The following is a 19,586-nucleotide window of genomic DNA, read 5'->3' on the forward strand; positions in this document are numbered from 1 at the left end:
GTGCCTCTATCATTGGAATTTTATGAAGAAAAATATAAGCGGCAATTAGAAGAATATCTTTTATCGGATGAACAGCTATATTATACAAGTACGCCGCTTGATGCTTTAGAGAAATGTTTAACGGAAGAGGATCGTCATCCTATTGTTATCTTAAATGATGGGATGGTTGCGGGTTTTTTTGTCCTTCATGGATGGGAGGGAGTAAAATCGTATAGTGACAATAAAGAAGCTATTCTTATGCGAGCTTATTCTATTCAGCATTCGTTTCAGGGGCAAGGGATAGGCGGGAAATCAATGGAACAATTAGTTCCCTTTGTGAAAAAGCATTTTCCTGCGAAAAAGGAAGTAATCTTGGCTGTGAATGTAAAAAATACTAGAGCACAATATGTTTATCAGAAAGCAGGATTTGCTGAGACAGGAAGAAGAGTAATGGGACCAAAAGGAGAACAAATTATTCTCAGCAGAAAAGTGTAAGTAGGACTGTTTAAAAAAACAGTCTGAATTAAATAGTTGCAAAATGCAAATAATAAGATATAATAAAAATAACTTCATAAAGAAAAGGGGAAATAGGATGGAGAATATCCGTGAGATTTTACAAATTACGATGAGGAGATTTGGTGTACTTGATAAAAATTGTTGTTCTGTTGGAAAAACAGAAATATCGCTTGTCCAAAGTCATATTTTATATGAAATTGATAAGAGAAGTAATCCGTCAATGCAAGAAATAGCGGAGCTTATTGGAATGGATATTACCACCTTTAGCCGGCAAATTCAATCTTTAGTAAAAATGGAATTAGTGAATAAGCAACAATCAATGAACGACAAGAGAGTATACGTACTCCAATTAACAATGCAAGGAAAAGCGATTGCGACTTCTATTGATACCCAAATGAATCAATATTTAGAAGAAGTTCTCTCCTTTATGTCAGACTTTGAAAGAGAAACGGTAATACGGTCGTTAAAGTTATTAAATAGTTCCATGGCAAAAAGCAATATGTGTTGTCACCCGGTTAAGTGATGGAAAAAAGCTATGTTAGATTTCCTTCTTAATATAGCTTTGATATAATACTTGTATTTTGCAAATAATAGGAGGCTTTTAAGATGTGGTATGAAGTGTTGAAAAATTTCGCATGGTTAGTAATCGAATTAACTGTTCTGTTTGTGGTTGTATCTTTCATTGTTAACCTGCTGCAAGGATTTATTCGCTATAACAAAGTGGAGATGTGGATGAAGGAGGCTCCACCTATTGTTAGTGCGCTGATTGCAGTAGTCTTTGCTTTTATTACCCCTTTTTGTTCCTGTTCTACCATACCGGTTGTGGTGAATTTATTAAAAAATAAAATCCGGTTTAGCACCGTTATGATTTTTTTATTTACTTCTCCCGTTCTTGATCCAACTATTTTAACTGTAATGGCTGTTCTAATGGGATGGAAAGTAGCTCTCACATATACGGCAATTACAACGATACTTTCAGTTATACTTGGCTTTGTATTAGAGAAATGGGGGTTTGAAAAAGAAGTAAAAAATGTCATCATCAAAAATGCGTCTCAAGCAGAGAAGGGATTTAGCTTGAAAAATACAGTTTCTGAAATTTTAACATTAATGAAAACTGTTTACCCTTTTTTGTTACTAGGAGCAGGTATTGGAGCAGTGATAGGAGGAATCGTGCCAACAGAGTTTGTAGCAACCTACTTAGGCGGAGAGAAGTGGTGGTTGATTCCAATCGCAGCCATTATTGGTATTCCTTTATATATTCGGTTATCATCTATGATTCCGATTTCCCAGATTCTTATTGCGAAGGGGATGGCGCTCGGACCAGTCATGGCAATGATGATCAGCTCAGCAGGAGCAAGTCTCCCAGAGCTAAGCTTATTAAATAGCATCTTTAAGCGGAAATTAGTGTTCGCGTTTATTTTATCGGTTATTTCGATGTCCACGATTTCAGGATTTTTGTTTTATTTTATCTAAAAGGAAAACAATTAGCAGGAGGAATGATTTATTATGAATATTTTAAAAAAAATAATGAAAAAAGAGCAGAAAAATGATTGTTGTACCATTATGATAGAAGAAGTAGGAAAGAAAAAAGATGGCTGTTGTGTCGTGAAGGAGGAGAAGGAGGATGAGCGTAAAGGTTGAGAAGATTTCGGAGAAATACTGGGAAGCAATCGCAGCTATTTATAGATTAGGGATACAATCAAGACAAGCAACATTTGAGACAGATGTTCCCACTTGGGAAAAATGGAGCAATAATAAAGATTTAACTGCTAGCCTAGTCCTATTAGATAAAGAAACGCATAGAGTGATTGGTTGGGCTGCTATCAGCAAAGTATCGAACCGTTGTGTATATCAAGGGGTTGGGGAGCACAGTGTGTATATACATCCAGCTTATCATCGCAAAGGATATGGGAAACTTTTATTAGAAAAATTAATTGAACATTCTGAACAAAGTGGTTATTGGACACTGCAATCAGGCATATTTCCAGAAAATAAAGCAAGCATCTATCTTCATAAGAGCTGTGGCTTTAGAGAAGTCGGCATTCGAGAGAAAATTGGCAAGCTAGATGGTGAGTGGAGAGATATAGTATTGGTGGAAAGAAGAAGTAGGAAATTCTAATTGTAATCCGAGAAAGTGATAGATGCTTTCTTGGATTTTTTTAGTTGGATTGTAAATACAATAAATCTCTAAAGAAAGTCTCTTACCATATTAAAAGAAAATATGGAGAAAAAACAGAACCTAAAAGAGGTTTGTGTCGTCTAAACGTAATAGGAAAAAGGAGGAGGTTTTAGATGCTTGAGAAAAAGCACAATATGCATCAGAGAGAGCAAATGAGCTCTACCGATCCTCTTGAAAAGGAAGAACGCCTTATTTGGTTAATGGATGAGTACGGAAAAAGTGTTGTCCGATTAGCATATACCTATGTTCGCCATAAACAAACAGCAGAGGATATTGCTCAGGATGTATTTATAAAATGTTATGAAAATATCGATAATTTTCGAAACGAGGCATCCTATAAGACTTGGGTATACCGTATCACGGTAAATCGCTGTAAAGATGTATTAAAAAGCTGGTCTTATAAAAATATCCTTTTTGCAGACTTTCTTTCTTTTAAAAGAGATACTAAGGAGCAATCGGTGGAGAAACAAATTCTTTTAAATGAAGAGAATCGCTTTATTTCCGAACAAGTCATTTCTTTGTCTGTTCCCCTTCGAGAAGTTATTATTCTCTACTACTATGAAGGTCTTTCTCAACATGAAATAGCAGAATTACTAGAATTGAATGAGAATACGGTAAAGTCCAGAATGCATCGTGCACGTCAGAAGCTAAAAAAACTGCTTGATGGAGGAGATGGCAATGGATGAAAAACTAAAAAATTTAGATGAGAAAATGAATGGAACGATATTAAAGGAAATAAATTTTTCGGAGGAACAGAAGCAAAAGGTATTGAAGCAGATTAATTATTCTGGAAAGAAAAGAAAAAGCCCATGGTTTGTTCATAAATATATTCCGGCAATCATTAGTGTAGTCATGATTATCCTTTTTTTTATTGGTATAAAAAGTCTTATGATAAATCAGAGTGTTTCAGCACAATACCGAGATAAAAAGGAAATTGTTGAAAGATTATCCCAAACATTTAAACCTGTGCATACTGTTGTTGGCCAATTCGAGAATAGAATGAGTGATGGAGATAAAGCTAATACTATAACTTTTACATTAAATCTAGACAAAGAACTATATAAATCCAGCGAGAAAGTATGGACCGAAGATGGTTATCAAACAATAAATATATTATGGAAAGATGGAAAGCTAATCTATAAAAATTCCACAATAGGCATTTCTGATGAAAAAAATTTAACAAAACAGGAATTTATAGAATCAGGATATTTAGGTTCCATTTTCGAAGGCAGAAAGTATATTTCACTTCTTGAAAATTATAATAATTGGAAATACAAGGAAGTAGAGCGGTTTGGGAGAGTGCTCTATCAGATTGAAGGTAAGCAGCCGGATAATACTCATTTTCCCAAGAAAGATGCTTTTGCTCTGACAGTAGATAAGGAAACAGGTATTATTTTGTATTTAGCCTTATATGATCAAAATGGCGCGAGTAAAGTAATAATAGATACAATTGATATATGGATAAATAAGGAAGTTCCGGACGATGTATTCCAACTTTTTTAAATAAGGAGTAATAAAAAGAAAGAGAGATAACCATGAAAAAACATAAGAAAATTACTATAAGTATATTATCTATTATTTTTATTAGTATATGTAGTTTTGTATTTTACTTGTATAAAACGATAGATAATACAGTAGATAAGGTTTATGAACCTATTGATGGAGAAACAAAAACGGAAAGTAAGCTAAGAAGTGAAAATGTCAAAGATAAAAAGCCTATCTCCATTTTATTAATGGGAGTGGATGAGCGGAAGAACGATGTGGGGAGAACTGATGCCTTGATTGTTATGACGTTAAATCCGGTGAAGGAAAAATTACAAATGATAAGTATACCGAGAGATACAAGAGCAGAAATAGTCGGAAACGGGGCGATTACTAGAATTAACTCTGCTTATGCGTTAGGGGGAGTGAAGATGGTATTAGATACAGTGGAGGGATTTACTGGCCAAAAATTGGACTATTATATAAAAATTAATATGGAAGCACTAAGTGGGATGGTCGATGCTTTAGGTGGCATAACTGTAGATAATGAAATTGAATGGCTTGATGAAGGGTACTACAAGAAAGGATATCATTATCAATTAGGAAATATAGATTTAGATGGGGAGCAGGCATTAGGTTATGCGAGAATGAGAAAACTGGACCCTAGAGGAGATTTTGGCAGGAATGAAAGACAAAGAAAGGTGATAGCAGCGATTATTGATAAAGGAACTAGTATCTCCTCAGTTACTAAATTTAAGGATATATTAGAGACTTTAGGTGAAAATGTTAAAACTAATATTCCCTTGAATGAGATGATATCTATTGAAAAAGGCTATAAGAATACTAGAAATAGAATGGAACAATATGAGGTAAAAGGTGAGGATGCTTATATAGATGGTAAGTATTTCTTCGTGGTAAATGAAGAGGAAAGAAATCATATTAAGGAAATGCTTGCGAATAATCTTTTAGATTGAGATGGTAAGAATTAAATATGCGTTGGACTGTGAAAATAAAGCAAGTATCCATCTATATTATGATTTTGGTGGCAAAGTAGGAAGATTGATTCCGCTCTTAACGGACGGTAGGACTGCAACTACTAGCTAATCCAGAATGATAGAATGATAGTAGGCATCTCAAGATCCAGTAAAAGCCAAAAGAAAACGACTAGCCATTATTTTTATCAAATCTATTCTCGTTCTATGCAAACATATTATAATAAGGTAAATCTAAATAAAATAGGGAAGAAGGTTACTTTATATGAGCCCAATTAATCTATTAGAGCAATATATTGATGCGACAAATACGCATGACTTCGAAAATGTAGAACGGCTGCTGCACCCACAAGCGATATATTGGTTCTCAGACCAAACATGCAGAAGTAAAGAGGAGATAAAAAATTATTTTGAGAATGCGTGGAACACTATCAAGGAAGAAAAGTATTCAGCTGCAGATATACAGTGGCTAGGTATGGGAAATGACACAGCAACATGCGTCTATCATTATCATTATGAGGGATATTATAAAGGCGAATTTATAAAAGGCAGTGGACGAGCAACGAATGTGTTCGTAAAAGATACAGATGGAAATTGGAAAATCATTCATGAGCATTTGAGTAGCTTTTAATGCCGATTACAAGGAAGATAAGGGGAAAGTCCGTTTCCAATTATTCATTGTGAATCAGTGGAAACGGACTGGCCTGCAGTTATAATCGAATGAATCTTTAAAATCTTATTTTTCTAATGCTAACGTCATAAAAACACTATTTGGATCTTCGGTATAATCCGAAAATGGGCCGCAATACTCAAATCCTAAGCTTTCGTATAGTTTTTTGGCTGGTAGAAAAGCATCCATGGAACCTGTCTCTAAACTTAATCGGCTATAGCCACGATTTTTGGCTTCTGCGATAATATGGAGGAGTAGTTTTCTTGCTACTCCTTTTCGTAGATGATGAGGGGAGGTTTTCATAGACTTTATTTCTCCATGCTTGTTATCTAGCTCTTTTAATGCGCCGCAGCCAGTTAGCTCTCCATCCTCCCATGCACTCCAAAAGGTTACATCTGGTTTTCTTAATCCTTCCACATCTAATGCATGAATGCTCTCAGGAGGGGAGTGAAGGGTCATGCTATGTAAATGATCCTCTAATAAAGCAATGATTTCTTTTGATGTAACAGGGTCGATTATAATGTGCATCCTCATCATCCTTTTCATTATTTTACCTACTATTCTACTAATTTCCTCATTCCAATGGAATAGCTTATTTGCATTTTGATTGGAAATATTTAATTAAATATCTTTAATTAAAAATATTTGCCTTTGAACCATTTTTTTTGTTATGATATTCACATAGGTTTAAATTTGTATGAGGGAAAGGAAAATGAAATAAATGAATGTATTAGTAGTAAAAGCAAACAATCGTCCAGCAGCTGAAGCTGTATCAAGCAAAATGTATGAAACGTTTATGGAATCTGTTAAGGGTGCTGAAAACCTTAATGTGAATGTATATGATGTCTATGCAGAAGATACTCCTTATTTTGGTCAAGAATTATTTGATGCTTTCGGTAAAGTGCAAAGCGGAGAAGAATTAACAGATATAGAGCAACGCTTATTAGCTGCAAAGCAAAAAGCGATGGATGCTTTAACAGCTGCTGATGTAGTAGTGTTCGCATTCCCGCTTTGGAACTTAACTATTCCAGCTAAATTACAAACATTTATTGATTATGTATATGCTGCAGGCTTTGCCTTTAAATTTGATGCAGAAGGTATCATGATTCAATTAATGACAGATAAGAAAGCAATCCTTTTAAATGCTCGTGGCGGCGTTTATTCTACTCCAGAAGCTGCTTCTTCTGAAATGGCTGTTAACTATATGCGTGCTGTATTTGGTGGCGTATTTGGTATGGAAATCATTGATGAAGTTATTATCGAAGGCCATAACGCAATGCCTGATAAAGCTGCTTCTATCATTGAAGAAGGATTACAAAAAGTTGCTGCTGCTGGAAAGAAATTAGCAGCACAAACTGTTTAATAGATATTTAACTAGTTAAATAGATAAACTCCGTTTGAAATTAAGTTTTCAGACGGAGTTTTTTTATGGAAAAAAGATTATACTAGGAGAAGGAGTATTTAGGACATATGTCCTTTTCCTATTTTTAGAAATCGATTATCTTTAAAAAGGAAATCAAACAACAAGGGGTCGAACAAATGAGAGGTATTTTATTTGCACTAATGGGTGGGGCATTCATTACCCTTCAAGGAGTGGCAAATGCAAAAATTAGTCAGGATATTGGTTCTTGGCAGGCAGCTACCATTACACAATTTACTGGTTTTGTACTTGCATTTCTAATCTTGTTAATCGTAAAGGAAGAAGCATTTTCAAAATATAAACAAGTAAAGCCATTATATTTGGCGGGAGGATCTTTTGCTTCGGTTGTTATTTTCAGTACGATTACTGCCATGCATTTAGTGGGAGCAACGTTAACAATCTCAACAGCTTTGATTGCCCAGTTATTTATAACTTTTCTAATAGATAGCAATGGCTGGTTTGGACTGGAAAAGCAGCAAATGAGGGCTCCGCAGTTTATTGGAATTGGTATGATGATAATAGGTGTTCTTTTATTAAAAATGTAAGGAGAACCATCCTTGAAAGAAATGGGAAATCTAGAGCAGATAGAAAAATATATTCGCAAGTTTCAATTAGAAGCAATCTTTCCGAAAAAGTTGAAAGACCATTTACATCTTTATGCTTTTAATCAAGGGGAATTTATTTGTACGCAAGGACAGGCAGCGGAATATCTTTACATTTTGGTAGATGGCAAGGTGAAAATATATACGACAACAGCAGAAGGAAAAACGTTAATTCTATCCTTTAAAACACCAATCGAAATGGTTGGGGACGTTGAATATGTAAGGAATACAGATATTTTGAACACGGTGGAAGCTATCACAGATGGGGTGGTCATTGGTGTACACAAACGATATTTAAAGCAATATGCGAATGATTATGCCCCTTTCTTGCAGTTTCTATTGGATATTATTACGAAAAAATTCTATATAAAATCTAGTTCGATGCGTTTCAATTTATTTTACCCAGTGGAAGTGAGACTGGCTAGCTATTTAGTATCTGTTTCTTTTGATAAGGAGGATCCTTTATACAATACGGATGGTAAGGAAATTAATCTTAAGGATACAGCCAATCTAATTGGCACTAGCTATCGTCATTTAAATAGGGTAATACAGCAATTCTGTCAGGATGGATTGATTGAACGGAAAAAGGGGTTTATTATCGTGAAAAACCGCGATGGTTTATTGAATTTAGCTGGTAAAAGTATTTACGAAGAAGGGGCAGGTGAATAAAAAACATGATATATGGATTACTGATTGCCTTTATTAGTGGGAGTCTCGTTGGGGTGCAGAATATATTCAATAATCGAGTAAATCAGAAGGCTGGTCTTTGGGCAACGACGACTCTAGTGTTAGCGTTAGGCTTTATTGCCTCCTTTACTTTGGGTATTATTTCAGAAGGTACAGGCCTTTTTCACTTAGAAAATATGCACACATGGTATTGGTTCAGCGGAATTATTGGTGTCGGTGTTGTTGTATGCATGACAAAGGGGATTAAGCATTTGGGAGCAACATATGCTGTGTCGATTTCTTTGTCTTCTCAGCTTGTTTTTGCCTTGCTATTTGATTCCTTTGGTTTATTGGGATTAGATCAGGTTCCGTTTACTTTCAAGCAATTAATAGGAGTATTAGTTATTATCGGTGGAATTCTCGTGTTCAAAATGGGTGGTGCATCAGAGAAGAAACAGCCAGTGAAAGAACTGCTGAAATAATAGGAGTGAGTTTACATGCAAGGATTACTGAATAATAAGGAAGAGACCACTAGCAAAAACGCTGGGAGCGTAAAGTGTTATCAAACATTGCTTTTTGATGTGGACGATACTTTACTAGACTTTACAGCTGCAGAAGATCACGCCTTTCGATTATTGCTGCAAGAGCAAGGAGTTTCCTACAGAGATGAATGGAAACAGCAATACCAAGAGCTCAATAAGGGCCTTTGGAAAGCCTTTGAAGAAGGAAAAATAACGCGCGATGAGGTCGTCAATACAAGATTTACCCTCTTCTTTGACACATTGGGCATAAAAGTAGACGGTGTTTTATTACAACAAAGCTATCGCGATTATTTAGGAGAAGGAAATCAGCTGTTAGATGGAGCATTTGATTTAATTCAAAGGATTTCCAATCGATTTGATTTATATATTGTGACCAATGGAATATCAAAAATCCAAGAGAAGCGGTTAAAATCCTCAGGTCTTTACCCATTCTTTAAAGCTGTATTTGTCTCAGAAGAGACTGGCTATCAAAAGCCAATGAAGGAGTTCTTTGATTATTGCTTTGAACGAATCCCGCAAATCAACAAAGAGACAACTTTAATTATTGGCGATTCGCTAAGCGCCGATATACAAGGCGGATGCAATGCAGGAATTGATACATGCTGGTTTAATCCATTAAAAAAGAAAAAAGAATTAGAAGTCCAGCCAACATATGAAATAGCAAAACTAGAAGAATTGCTTGTGCTTCTTGACCAAGAAAAACAATCGAACCCTTAATGGATCGATTGTTTTTTATCTTCTTTGTCCAATTTACGGATAATCCCAATACACATTCTGGAAATTAAGAAGGTACAAGTTTCGGTTAACAATGTATCATACCAATTCCAGCCTTTCTTATAGGAGATTAACTTTGTGTATTTTTCGAACAGAAATTCTACAATCGTCATCGGGATACTAAAACAAAGTGCTTTGAGAATAATTCCAGGTAGTTTGGAATGATAGCTTATTTGATTATAAACAACAGAGGTGATCGGGAATAGTAAATAGTCAAATAACACATTAATTTTAAAATGCTTTGGTAACAATCGAACAGGGAAACTAAGGCGTTTTTTCGAAGTAACAATACCGTCAATAAAACTGGACATATACCCTTTTAAAAAGAAAACAAGAAACCAATCCTTTGCTTGTTTTTTTCTAAAGATAATTGGTAAAAGTCCAATTCCTAAAATTAGGAGAAATCTTAATATTTTCCGTTCCACTAAATAATCACCCGTCTAGTTACGATTATCCTTTCTCTAAGTTATCATAGGATTTTTTTATATTCCCCCAATACGAAAAAAGTATGAAAAAAAAGCATCTGTTTGGATGCTTTTTTTGTGACAATGAAACCCTGTTGCCTTTTTGATCATGTGCTTTTTCGTTTAATTAATTCTGACTGCAGTAAAACAGTCTTTGGAATTTTTCTTTGATCTAGAATTTGTTCGAGAAGTAAAGAAACACCCGTCTTGCATAGTTCTGGTATATCAATATGAAAGGTTGTTAAGGGAGGTGATACATATTTCGCCACACTTATATTATTGACGCTTATAATACTGACTCTATTTGGAATCGAAATATTATATTCATTAAAAGCTTGAAGACTTCCGACTGCAATTGGATCAGAGGCAATAAAGAAGGCAGTCGGCAATTCTTCTTTTAAGCAGTCAATTGCTTTCTTTGTAACGGTATAGCCATCATTTACGGAAAAATGCCTTTCGCCAAATATATATCTTTCATCGAGCAATCCTATATTCTGCATATGTGCACGAAACGTGATTTCGCGAATATCCATTTCATCTTCATTTGTATCCGGATTATGATAAGTTCCACCAATAAACCCAATTTTTTGATGCCCATTTTCAATGAAGTAATCAATTGCCTTTTTGGTGATTCTTACAGTATCCGGTAATACAGCATCATATAGGTCAGGAACAGGGTTAGCATCAATGAAAACCCCCTTTTTTGTTTTCTTTCTTAGCTTTTGAATTTCGTCCATCGAAAAGGCTCCCACTGCAATAAAGCCAGAAATATCATGGGGGATACTATTTATACCGTCTTCATGTTTGTATAGATGCAATTCAATATTATGGTTAATAGCGTTTTTTTCCAGTTCTAATCGCATTTGTTTAAAATAAACATCCTCTAGCTCTTCTTTATCCGTAATCCAGTATAGAAGTGCCACCTTTTCAATAAGTGGTTGAATACTTTTTCTTTCATATCCTAATTCAAATGCTGTATCTAAAATTCTCTTTTTAGTTTCTGGAGAAATAGAGAGTGTTGAATCATTATTTAATAATCTCGAAACGGTAGATGGTGAAAAACCTGCCTTTTTTGCAATATCTTTTATGGTGACCATGTAAACCTCCTAAAAGCACTGTTCTCAATAAATACATTATAAGCGATTTGTTTATAAATTAGTAATGTTTTTTAGTAAATTATTTTCCTTTTGTTGTTTTTAATAAGTAAATGTTTTTATTTGTATTTATTATATTATTAAATTTATTAAGTGTTGTATTTTTCTATGTTAATAAAATATATTACTAAATATATTTACAAAAAAATCTTTGTATAGTATTCTTTTGTTAGAAAACGTTTTCAGAAAATAAAAAAGCAAAGGGTGGAAAAAAGATGAAAAAGAGGCTTACCGCAATACTTTTGAGTAGTTCTTTAGCTTTAGCGTTAGCAGGTTGTGGACCATCAGATGAAGCAAGTAGCGATACATCTTCAAAGAAAAATAACAATGGCTATGATCTCCTTGTATGGGAAGATCAAAGCAAGTCGGAAGGAATTGCAGATGCAATTAAAAAATTTGAAGAAGAAAATAAGGTGAAAATTAAAGTTGAAGAGAAAGCTTATGCAGATCAATTAGAAGATTTGCGATTAGATGGGCCAGCAGGTACAGGAGCTGATGTTATCACAATTCCCGCAGATCAGATTGGAACGGCTGTAACAGAGGGGATTTTAAAGGAAATCACAGTTAATGATACGCAAAAGGCAATGTATACAGAGGCAGCGATGGAATCCCAAATGGTTGATGGCAAAGTATATGGGCTTCCTAAAGCCGTGGAAACGACCATTTTATATTATAACAAGGACTTAGTAAGTGAAGACCAATTGCCGAAAACAACAGAGGAATGGTATGAGTTCTCTAAAGGGGTAACCAAGGATGGAAATTATGGCTTATTGGCTTTATGGGATCAAATATACTATGCAAATGGCGTTCTAAGTGGATATGGAGGTTATGTATTCGGGCAGGACAGTTCTGGAGCATACAATCCAGAGGATATTGGTTTAGCAAATGAAGGAGCCATTGAAGGAGCAGAGTATATTTCCAAATTTTATAAAGATGGATTGTTCCCATCCGGAATTATTGGCGAGCAAGGGATAAATGTTCTGGATTCTCTATTTACAGAAGGGAAAGCCGCTGCAGTTATTTCTGGACCGTGGAATTTAGAGCCGTATGCGAAAGCAGGCGTCAATTATGGAGTAGCAGAGCTCCCGATGTTAGCAAATGGAGAACATATGGGATCCTTCATAGGGGTGAAAAGCTATAACGTAAGCACTTATAGTAAAAATGCAGAACTAGCAGAAAAATTAGTTGAATTTTTAGCAAATGAAGAGAATTCTAAAACACGTTATGAAATTACGAAAGAAGTTCCAGCAGTAAAGGCGTTAGCAGAAGATCCAGCTGTGAAAGAAAGTGAAAATGCAAAGGCAGTAGCGAATCAATCTCAATATTCACAATTAACACCAGGCATTACAGCAATGGATGCAGTGTGGCAGCCAATTGACTCAGCACTTCAAACGATTGCAACAGGAAAAGCGAAGCCAAAAGAGGCCCTGTCAACAGCAGTCGAGACAATTAAAGGTTCCATTGCTGCTAATAGTGGAAACTAACTAGGAATAAGAGGGGAACAGTATCCAAAAAATACTGGTCCCTTTTAAAAGGAGAGAGGTGAAGTTTAAGTATGAGCTTCCAAGCAAAGGCAGTTGATACAGATACAAAGACAGCGAAAAGAGCTGCATTATTATCAATCATTCCAGGTTTAGGACAGTTCTATAATAAACAATGGGGAAAGGGAGCATTCTTCCTTATCTTTTCTATCGCATTTATTGTTGTTTTTAAGGATTTATTTAATATGGGACTATGGGGGATTGTTACGCTTGGGGAACAAGTGCCCCGAGATAATTCCATCTTCTTGCTTGCAGAGGGCATTATCGCTGTAATTGTTATTTTCTTCGGATTAGCTTTTTATTACTTAAATATAAAAGATGCCTATGCGATTGGAAAGAGAAGAGAAGAAGGATTTGCTATTCCCTCCATAAAAGAGCAGTATCAGGTTCTTTTAGCAGAAGGATATCCATATATCATTACAAGTCCAGCCTTCCTTTTACTTATTTTCTCTGTTATTTTTCCGATCCTATTTTGTTTTGCACTTGCCTTTACTAATTATGACCTGTATCATTCCGCTCCAGCTAATTTAGTGGATTGGGTAGGACTTGAGACATTTAAAAAGATATTTACCGTCGATATATGGAGAGCTACTTTTTTTGATGTATTAGGATGGACTTTAATTTGGACACTGATTGCCTCAACGCTTCAAGTGGCAATCGGGATTTTTTTAGCGGTGGTTGTTCATCAGAAGGAATTACGCTTTAAAAAATTCTTTCGTACTATTTTAGTGCTACCGTGGGCTGTACCTGGATTTGTAACAATTTTAGTATTTGCAGGTATGTTCAATGATAGCTTTGGTGCGATTAATACTTCCATCTTAGCCTTTTTGGGGATCGATAGTATTCCTTGGCTGACAAGTCCAAACTGGACACGATTAGCGTTATTGCTTATACAAGGATGGCTCGGTTTTCCATATATATTCATTGTCACCACGGGGGTACTTCAATCGATTTCCGATGATCTTTACGAAGCAGCAACGATTGACGGAGCATCCCCCCTTCAAAAGTTCAAAAATATTACGCTGCCACTTATTTTATACTCAATGGCACCTATTATTATTACGCAATATACGTTTAATTTTAATAACTTTAATATTATCTATCTTTTTAATGCGGGAGGACCAGCTGTGCCAGGATCAACAGCCGGTGGTACAGATATTTTAGTTTCTTGGATTTATAAATTAACGATGCAGAACAGTCAATATGCACTTGCTGCTGCATTGACGATTTTACTAAGTATTTTTGTTATTAGTATTGCTCTTTGGCAATTCAGAAGAACGAATTCGTTTAAGGAGGTAAAATAAGATGGCCAAAAAAACGGTCAGTATCAAAAAACAGCGGACTATTCGGATGACACTTACTTACCTCCTCTTGCTTATTGTATGTACCCTTATTATTTATCCGTTAGTATGGACGATTGGTGCTAGCTTCAATCCAGGTAACAGTTTGGTAAGCACGAGTATTATCCCAGATAATCCAACAGTGGGTCATTACAAAGACCTTTTTCAACAGGAAGGCACTCTTTACTATGGAAAATGGTATATGAATTCCATGAAGATTAGTATTCTTACAATGGTGTTTTCGATACTATGTGTCTCTTATACGGCATATGCTTTCTCTCGTTTTCGGTTTAAAGGGAGAAAAAATGGTTTAATGCTATTCTTGCTATTACAAATGATTCCACAGTTTTCTGCTTTAATCGCAATCTTTGTTTTGGCGCAAATGCTTGGATTAATCAATAGTCATTGGCTCTTAATATTTATTTATGTTGGTGGCCAAATCCCAATGAATACCTATTTAATGAAGGGATATATTGATTCTATACCGCTTGACCTTGATGAAAGTGCGAAAATTGATGGAGCTAGCAACACCAGAATATTTTGGAGAATACTCATGCCCTTATCTAGACCAATGCTTGCGGTAGTTGCAATGAACGGATTCACTGCTCCGCTGGGAGATTTCGCGATATCATCGGTCATATTGAGAAATCCAGAATACTATACACTTCCGATAGGCTTGTATAAATTAGTCAGCGACAAAATGGGAGCAAGCTATACCACCTTTGCAGCTGGAGCTATTCTGATAAGTATTCCGGTTGCGATTGTATTTGTAGCTTTACAGAAGCATTTCGTATCTGGATTAACAGCAGGAGGAACAAAAGGATAGAAATCGGAGGACTTTAAGATGATAGATAAAACAGTAGCAGATAATCGCTTATTGCATGGTGGAGATTATAATCCGGATCAATGGCTCGATTATCCAGAAATATTGAAAGATGATTTACGATTGATGAAATTAGCAAAAGCAAATACGTTTACCTTAGGTGTATTTGCATGGAGTGCACTTGAACCAACAGAAGGGGAATTCCAGTTTGACTGGCTCGATGAAAGAATAGAGGCCATTTATCAAATGGGCGGGAGAGTCATCTTAGCTACTCCAAGTGGCGCTAGACCAGCATGGATGTCTAAGAAGTACCCAGAAGTCTTAAGAACCACCGAAAATCGCATGAAAATGTTACATGGGGGACGCCATAATCATTGTTTTTCTTCCCCTATCTATCGTGAAAAAGTAGCAATTATTAATAGAAAGCTAGCGGAGCGCTATGGAAATCATCCTGCGTTACTAATGTGGCATATTTCTAATGAGTATAGCGGCGATTGTCACTGTGAACTTTGCCAAGATAATTTCCGTAATTGGCTGAAAAAGAAGTATGGGACATTAGATAAACTAAATCATGCTTGGTGGGGGCCATTTTGGAGCCATACAATCACAGATTGGTTAGAAGTTGAATCTCCTTCTTCCATTGGAGAAAGTATGGTTCATGGATTGAATTTAGATTGGAAACGTTTTGTCACTGACCAAACAATTGATTTTTACAAGCATGAAATAGTGCCATTAAGGGAAATCTCTCCATCTATCCCTATTACAACAAACTTTATGGCAGACACGCATGATTTAATACCCTTTCAAAGTTTGAATTATAGTGAGTTTGCAAAGCATGTGGATATTGTTAGTTGGGATTGCTATCCTGCTTGGCACAATGATTGGGAGGAAACAAAGGACTTAGCTGCAAAAGTTGGTTTTATCAATGATTTGTATCGCTCTTTAAAACAACAGCCTTTTCTCATTATGGAAAGTACACCAAGTGGCGTCAACTGGCATGATGTGAATAAAACGAAGAGACCTGGTATGCATTTGCTATCCTCCATGCAATTTATCGCACATGGTTCAGACAGTGTTCTGTATTTTCAATGGAGAAAATCAAGAGGATCCTCCGAGAAATTTCATGGGGCAGTAGTGGATCATGATAATAGTGAAACGAATCGAGTCTTTCAAGAGGTTTCAGCAGTTGGTGGAGCTCTAGAGAAGATTGCTGAAGTAAAGGGAACACATAAACAAGCAAGAGTAGCAATTGTATATGATTGGGAAAATAACTGGGCTTTAAACGATGCACAAGGATTCTCCGATTCAACAAAGCAATATCCTCAAACGTTGCAAAAGCATTATCAAAGTTTTTGGAAAAAGGATATTAGTGTCGATATAGTTACATTAAATCAAGAGCTTGCTTCCTATGATTTAGTTATTGCTCCAATGCTCTACATGATGTCTCTTGATACAATTTCTAAATTAGAAAACTATGTTGCAAATGGAGGAACACTTGTAAGTTCATATATTAGCGGCCTTGTTAATGAAACGGATCTTGCCCATTTATCAGGTTGGCCTGCAATGCTAAAACGAATATTTGGCATTGATGTAAAAGAAATAGATACTCTTTATCCAAAAGATAGAAATACCCTTATCTATAACGGGAAGCAATATGAAATAAAAGATTATTGCACCATTTTTGAAAGGAAAGAAGCGAATATTTTAGCGACGTATATGGAGGACTTTTATCAAGGGAATCCTGCTGTTGTAGAAAACTGCTACGGGAAAGGAAAAGCCTATTTTATAGGGGCAAGAACGGAACAGGCCTTTTTAGATGATTTTTATGAGGAATTGCAAAAAGAAGGTAATCTTGACAGCGAAAGGGAAATTCTGCATAAAGAAGGTGTTTCCGTCCAAAGAAGGGATTCGGCTGAGTGCTACTATTTATTTGTCATGAATTTTACAGAACAAAAGCAAACAGTAACGTTAAAAGAATCCTTTTTCGATTTACTTACACAAGAAATAAAGCAAGAACAGATAGAACTTTTGCCATATGAAGTAAGGGTGTTAAAAAGAGAAAAATAATGAGGAATAACAAAAGAGGACGACGGGATATCGTCCTTTTTTGCTGTTCTAAGTCGTAACCATAGCACCGCCATTTACATGAATCGTTTGTCCTGTCATATAAGAACCATCATCAGAAGCAAGCAACACATAGACTGGAGCAATTTCATACGGCTGCCCCGCCCGCTTCATTGGTACATCTGAGCCTAATGTAGCAATATTTTCAGCCGATTGTGAGGCAGGCTGGATGGGTGTCCAGAAAGGTCCAGGAGCAACAGCGTTCACACGGATACCTTTTTGCACAAGGTTGTTGGCTAGCGCTCTTGTATAACTAACAATCGCACCTTTCGTCGTCGTATAATCAATCAAGTGACTTACCCCAATATAGGCAACAAGAGAAGTCGTATTAACAATACTGGCTCCTTCTTTTAAATGGGGTAAGGCAGCCTTTGTTAAGTGAAAATAGGCATGGATATTTACATCAAACGTTAATTCCCATTGTTCGTCTGGTATGGAAGTTAAGTCTTCTCGCAAAAATTGTACAGCTGCATTATTAACCAAAATGTCAATTTTTCCAAATGTTTCTAATGTTTTTTGCACAATGAATTCACAATGTTCTCTTCTTCGCAAGTCTCCTGGAATGAGTAAGCAGGAGCGACCATATTGCTCGACAACTCGCTTTGTTGTTTCTGCATCTGTATGCTCGTCAAAATAAGAGATGACAATGTTTGCCCCTTCCTTCGCAAAGGCGACGGCAACGGCTCTGCCGATGCCGCTGTCTCCTCCAGTAATAATAGCTGTACGGTCCTTTAACTTGCCTGTTCCAATATATTTGGGGTTATCAAAAATAGGAAGTGGATCCATCAAATATTCAAACCCCGGCTGTCGTGTTTGCTGCTGAGGTGGAAACGTCCATTCAATTTCTTCACATTTTACTTCAGAACCATAATGTTGTTTCTTTGTCACAGTAATAACCTCCATACTTTCTTACTTTTCTTGGTTAATAAGCGTGGGGAGGAGAGGAAAGATTGAGATAAGGATGTATAGTAGGTGTAGGCTGAGTGGCATGGTATGGATAGTTTACGGCTCCTCCGATTTGGTCACATCCTGGTGGTGGCCCGAGAATAGTAGACTGGGTAATGGGGGCAAGGGCATGTGCGTAGGCGGCTTCGTTTACACAATAAGCTCTGTTAGCAATTTCTTTTGGCAAAAAACGTAGAAAATCAGAACCAAACACGATATCAGGTTGCGGCTGGTCGAAAATAGTAAGAAAATGAGTATTGTTTCGCAATGCTACTATCCAATGGAACCACCCCTTTGGAAATTGGGAAGCTTGCCCGGGTTTTACATGATAAGTCATGATGCTTTGTGTAAAAGGGTTGAAGACAGAGGTCATAACTTCCCCACTAACGACAAAAACAAGTTCATTCACATTTGTGTGCCAGTGTGGCTGGACAATGAATCCTTGATTAAGATGGACATTGAATAACCCAGTATGTATTGCAGGCATTTGTTCAGAAAATAACTGTGTAATGTAATTATAAGAATCCCTTTTATAATTAACAGACTGGGTAGAATCCCCGAATAGTTGAAAGGCAGGGGAAGCTGGATTAACAGACATAATGTAGCCTCCTATTTTTCATATGAAAATATTTATATGGCTTACAACTTTAAATATATACAAAACTAGGTTGGACTATGAGTGGGAAAATCAGTTTGTTTATAGGAAAAGTCAAGCAATGGCTTGATGTGGATAGGGAAGGGTGGAAATCGAAGTGGGAGAATCGGCGAAATCTGGGGTATAACAGTTAAAGTAGTGGGGAAATCAGTAAAACTATGAGTATTATATTAGTCAAAATAGTAGGGGAATAGGTGAAATTATGAGTGTACCAGCCAAGAAGAAGGGGGAAAATGGGCAAAGTGGAGAGGGAATCAGCCAACCTCTGGATAAATCAGCCAAAGTAGAGAGGGAATCAGCCAACCTCTGGATAAATCAGCCAAAGTAGAGAGGGAATCAGCCAACCTCCGAAAATATCAGCCAAAGTGGAGAGGGAATCAGCCAACCTCTGGATAAATCAGCCAAAGTGGAGAGGGAATCAGCCAACCTCTGGATAAATCAGCCAAAGTAGAGAGGGAATCAGCCAACCTCTGGATAAATCAGCCAAAGTAGAGAGGGAATCAGCCAACCTCCGAAAATATCAGCCAAAGTGGAGAGGGAATCAGCCAACCTCTGGATAAATCAGCCAAAGTGGAGAGGGAATCAGCCAACCTCTGAAATATCAGCCAAAGTGGAGAGGGAATCAGCCAACCTCCAGATAAATCAGCCAAAGTAGAGAGGGAATCAGCCAACCTCCGGAAATATCAGCCAAAGTAGAGAGGGAATCAGCCAACCTCTG

General features: G+C 36.5%; 24 protein-coding genes. 19 read left to right on the top strand and 5 right to left on the bottom strand.

Annotated elements, in window-relative coordinates; all coding sequences use genetic code 11:
* From C2I06_RS20165 to C2I06_RS20200, 9 genes are all read left to right on the top strand, one after another.
* Window positions 1–474 carry a GNAT family N-acetyltransferase gene (locus tag C2I06_RS20165; protein ID WP_123258728.1) on the top strand — a complete coding sequence of 158 codons (474 nt, stop codon included), beginning with the start codon at window positions 1–3 and terminating at the stop codon, window positions 472–474.
* 97 nt (window positions 475–571) lie between these two features.
* Complete coding sequence (locus C2I06_RS20170; protein ID WP_016201414.1) at window positions 572–1,018, top strand: MarR family winged helix-turn-helix transcriptional regulator; 447 nt, start codon at window positions 572–574, stop codon at window positions 1,016–1,018.
* An 83-nt stretch (window positions 1,019–1,101) separates the two neighbouring features.
* Window positions 1,102–1,968, top strand: a complete 867-nt coding sequence (locus C2I06_RS20175; RefSeq protein ID WP_123258729.1) for a permease — start codon at window positions 1,102–1,104, stop codon at window positions 1,966–1,968.
* 33 nt (window positions 1,969–2,001) lie between these two features.
* Complete coding sequence (locus tag C2I06_RS25870; protein WP_268877124.1) at window positions 2,002–2,136, top strand: hypothetical protein; 135 nt, start codon at window positions 2,002–2,004, stop codon at window positions 2,134–2,136.
* Window positions 2,120–2,614: a GNAT family N-acetyltransferase gene (locus C2I06_RS20180; RefSeq protein WP_123258730.1), complete on the top strand. Its 495-nt coding sequence runs from the start codon at window positions 2,120–2,122 to the stop codon at window positions 2,612–2,614. Before C2I06_RS25870 ends, C2I06_RS20180 begins: the two co-directional genes overlap by 17 nt.
* A gap of 173 nt (window positions 2,615–2,787) precedes the next feature.
* Window positions 2,788–3,360 carry a sigma-70 family RNA polymerase sigma factor gene (locus C2I06_RS20185; RefSeq protein WP_095331290.1) on the top strand — a complete coding sequence of 191 codons (573 nt, stop codon included), beginning with the start codon at window positions 2,788–2,790 and terminating at the stop codon, window positions 3,358–3,360.
* A complete protein-coding gene (locus C2I06_RS20190; RefSeq protein ID WP_123258731.1) occupies window positions 3,353–4,177 on the top strand; it encodes a hypothetical protein in 825 nt (274 codons plus the stop codon). The genes C2I06_RS20185 and C2I06_RS20190 overlap by 8 nt, the downstream gene beginning before the upstream one ends.
* Window positions 4,178–4,209: 32 nt before the next feature.
* Window positions 4,210–5,130, top strand: a complete 921-nt coding sequence (locus C2I06_RS20195; protein WP_095331284.1) for an LCP family glycopolymer transferase — start codon at window positions 4,210–4,212, stop codon at window positions 5,128–5,130.
* A gap of 283 nt (window positions 5,131–5,413) precedes the next feature.
* Complete coding sequence (locus C2I06_RS20200) at window positions 5,414–5,779, top strand: YybH family protein (RefSeq protein ID WP_123258732.1); 366 nt, start codon at window positions 5,414–5,416, stop codon at window positions 5,777–5,779.
* 105 nt (window positions 5,780–5,884) lie between these two features.
* Here C2I06_RS20200 and C2I06_RS20205 read toward each other — a convergent pair whose 3' ends face one another.
* On the bottom strand, window positions 5,885–6,346 hold the full coding sequence (locus tag C2I06_RS20205) for a GNAT family N-acetyltransferase (RefSeq protein ID WP_061800667.1): 462 nt from the start codon (window positions 6,344–6,346) through the stop codon (window positions 5,885–5,887).
* A 193-nt stretch (window positions 6,347–6,539) separates the two neighbouring features.
* Here C2I06_RS20205 and C2I06_RS20210 point away from each other — a divergent pair, with 193 nt between their 5' ends.
* From C2I06_RS20210 to C2I06_RS20230, 5 genes are all read left to right on the top strand, one after another.
* Window positions 6,540–7,181 (top strand): FMN-dependent NADH-azoreductase, encoded by a 642-nt coding sequence (locus C2I06_RS20210; RefSeq protein ID WP_123258733.1) that lies wholly within the window; start codon window positions 6,540–6,542, stop codon window positions 7,179–7,181.
* A gap of 176 nt (window positions 7,182–7,357) precedes the next feature.
* Window positions 7,358–7,783: a DMT family transporter gene (locus C2I06_RS20215; RefSeq protein ID WP_047943997.1), complete on the top strand. Its 426-nt coding sequence runs from the start codon at window positions 7,358–7,360 to the stop codon at window positions 7,781–7,783.
* Window positions 7,784–7,795: 12 nt separating this feature from the next.
* A complete protein-coding gene (locus C2I06_RS20220) occupies window positions 7,796–8,509 on the top strand; it encodes a Crp/Fnr family transcriptional regulator (RefSeq protein WP_095331280.1) in 714 nt (237 codons plus the stop codon).
* A 5-nt stretch (window positions 8,510–8,514) separates the two neighbouring features.
* Complete coding sequence (locus C2I06_RS20225) at window positions 8,515–8,988, top strand: DMT family transporter (protein WP_061800661.1); 474 nt, start codon at window positions 8,515–8,517, stop codon at window positions 8,986–8,988.
* 15 nt (window positions 8,989–9,003) lie between these two features.
* Complete coding sequence (locus tag C2I06_RS20230; RefSeq protein ID WP_095331276.1) at window positions 9,004–9,765, top strand: YjjG family noncanonical pyrimidine nucleotidase; 762 nt, start codon at window positions 9,004–9,006, stop codon at window positions 9,763–9,765.
* On the opposite strand, the gene C2I06_RS20235 is transcribed toward C2I06_RS20230, so the two are convergent.
* A complete protein-coding gene (locus C2I06_RS20235) occupies window positions 9,762–10,247 on the bottom strand; it encodes a CBO0543 family protein (protein WP_123258734.1) in 486 nt (161 codons plus the stop codon). The two genes, C2I06_RS20230 and C2I06_RS20235, sit on opposite strands and share 4 nt — an antisense overlap.
* A gap of 146 nt (window positions 10,248–10,393) precedes the next feature.
* Window positions 10,394–11,383, bottom strand: coding sequence for a LacI family DNA-binding transcriptional regulator (locus C2I06_RS20240; protein ID WP_095331272.1), 990 nt, complete (start codon window positions 11,381–11,383; stop codon window positions 10,394–10,396).
* 272 nt (window positions 11,384–11,655) lie between these two features.
* Here C2I06_RS20240 and C2I06_RS20245 point away from each other — a divergent pair, with 272 nt between their 5' ends.
* From C2I06_RS20245 to C2I06_RS20260, 4 genes are all read left to right on the top strand, one after another.
* Entirely contained in the window at window positions 11,656–12,924 is a 1,269-nt protein-coding gene (locus C2I06_RS20245; protein WP_123258735.1) for a galactooligosaccharide ABC transporter substrate-binding protein GanS, read from the top strand.
* Window positions 12,925–12,995: 71 nt separating this feature from the next.
* The gene (locus C2I06_RS20250) at window positions 12,996–14,285 is read left to right on the top strand and encodes a sugar ABC transporter permease (protein ID WP_095331268.1); all 1,290 of its coding nucleotides are present in this window, start codon (window positions 12,996–12,998) and stop codon (window positions 14,283–14,285) included.
* 1 nt (window position 14,286) lies between these two features.
* Window positions 14,287–15,147 (top strand): galactooligosaccharide ABC transporter permease GanQ, encoded by an 861-nt coding sequence (locus tag C2I06_RS20255; RefSeq protein ID WP_047944009.1) that lies wholly within the window; start codon window positions 14,287–14,289, stop codon window positions 15,145–15,147.
* Window positions 15,148–15,165: 18 nt separating this feature from the next.
* Complete coding sequence (locus C2I06_RS20260; protein WP_123258736.1) at window positions 15,166–17,211, top strand: beta-galactosidase; 2,046 nt, start codon at window positions 15,166–15,168, stop codon at window positions 17,209–17,211.
* Between the two features lie 48 nt (window positions 17,212–17,259).
* Here the strand turns inward: C2I06_RS20260 and C2I06_RS20265 are convergent, their stop codons facing one another.
* On the bottom strand, window positions 17,260–18,156 hold the full coding sequence (locus C2I06_RS20265; protein WP_249928244.1) for an SDR family oxidoreductase: 897 nt from the start codon (window positions 18,154–18,156) through the stop codon (window positions 17,260–17,262).
* Window positions 18,157–18,190: 34 nt separating this feature from the next.
* Window positions 18,191–18,811, bottom strand: a complete 621-nt coding sequence (locus C2I06_RS20270; protein ID WP_123258737.1) for a cupin domain-containing protein — start codon at window positions 18,809–18,811, stop codon at window positions 18,191–18,193.
* A 259-nt stretch (window positions 18,812–19,070) separates the two neighbouring features.
* On the opposite strand from C2I06_RS20270, the gene C2I06_RS25875 reads away from it, so the two are divergent.
* Window positions 19,071–19,196, top strand: a complete 126-nt coding sequence (locus tag C2I06_RS25875) for a hypothetical protein (protein WP_275068561.1) — start codon at window positions 19,071–19,073, stop codon at window positions 19,194–19,196.
* Window positions 19,197–19,586 lie beyond the last annotated feature (390 nt).

The organism is Niallia circulans (genome assembly GCF_003726095.1).
Classification (GTDB): domain Bacteria; phylum Bacillota; class Bacilli; order Bacillales; family Cytobacillaceae; genus Niallia; species Niallia circulans_A.

Coding starts and splice junctions, on each gene's coding strand:
- C2I06_RS20245 (WP_123258735.1), top strand. CDS start 11,656: ATGAAAAAGAGGCTTACCGCAATACTTTTGAGTAGTTCTTTAGCTTTA.
- C2I06_RS20230 (WP_095331276.1), top strand. CDS start 9,004: ATGCAAGGATTACTGAATAATAAGGAAGAGACCACTAGCAAAAACGCT.
- C2I06_RS20210 (WP_123258733.1), top strand. CDS start 6,540: ATGAATGTATTAGTAGTAAAAGCAAACAATCGTCCAGCAGCTGAAGCT.
- C2I06_RS20190 (WP_123258731.1), top strand. CDS start 3,353: ATGGATGAAAAACTAAAAAATTTAGATGAGAAAATGAATGGAACGATA.
- C2I06_RS20180 (WP_123258730.1), top strand. CDS start 2,120: ATGAGCGTAAAGGTTGAGAAGATTTCGGAGAAATACTGGGAAGCAATC.
- C2I06_RS20225 (WP_061800661.1), top strand. CDS start 8,515: ATGATATATGGATTACTGATTGCCTTTATTAGTGGGAGTCTCGTTGGG.
- C2I06_RS20205 (WP_061800667.1), bottom strand. CDS start 6,346: ATGCACATTATAATCGACCCTGTTACATCAAAAGAAATCATTGCTTTA.
- C2I06_RS25875 (WP_275068561.1), top strand. CDS start 19,071: ATGAGTGTACCAGCCAAGAAGAAGGGGGAAAATGGGCAAAGTGGAGAG.
- C2I06_RS20270 (WP_123258737.1), bottom strand. CDS start 18,811: ATGTCTGTTAATCCAGCTTCCCCTGCCTTTCAACTATTCGGGGATTCT.
- C2I06_RS20215 (WP_047943997.1), top strand. CDS start 7,358: ATGAGAGGTATTTTATTTGCACTAATGGGTGGGGCATTCATTACCCTT.
- C2I06_RS20200 (WP_123258732.1), top strand. CDS start 5,414: ATGAGCCCAATTAATCTATTAGAGCAATATATTGATGCGACAAATACG.
- C2I06_RS25870 (WP_268877124.1), top strand. CDS start 2,002: ATGAATATTTTAAAAAAAATAATGAAAAAAGAGCAGAAAAATGATTGT.
- C2I06_RS20175 (WP_123258729.1), top strand. CDS start 1,102: ATGTGGTATGAAGTGTTGAAAAATTTCGCATGGTTAGTAATCGAATTA.
- C2I06_RS20250 (WP_095331268.1), top strand. CDS start 12,996: ATGAGCTTCCAAGCAAAGGCAGTTGATACAGATACAAAGACAGCGAAA.
- C2I06_RS20170 (WP_016201414.1), top strand. CDS start 572: ATGGAGAATATCCGTGAGATTTTACAAATTACGATGAGGAGATTTGGT.
- C2I06_RS20255 (WP_047944009.1), top strand. CDS start 14,287: ATGGCCAAAAAAACGGTCAGTATCAAAAAACAGCGGACTATTCGGATG.
- C2I06_RS20260 (WP_123258736.1), top strand. CDS start 15,166: ATGATAGATAAAACAGTAGCAGATAATCGCTTATTGCATGGTGGAGAT.
- C2I06_RS20240 (WP_095331272.1), bottom strand. CDS start 11,383: ATGGTCACCATAAAAGATATTGCAAAAAAGGCAGGTTTTTCACCATCT.
- C2I06_RS20185 (WP_095331290.1), top strand. CDS start 2,788: ATGCTTGAGAAAAAGCACAATATGCATCAGAGAGAGCAAATGAGCTCT.
- C2I06_RS20195 (WP_095331284.1), top strand. CDS start 4,210: ATGAAAAAACATAAGAAAATTACTATAAGTATATTATCTATTATTTTT.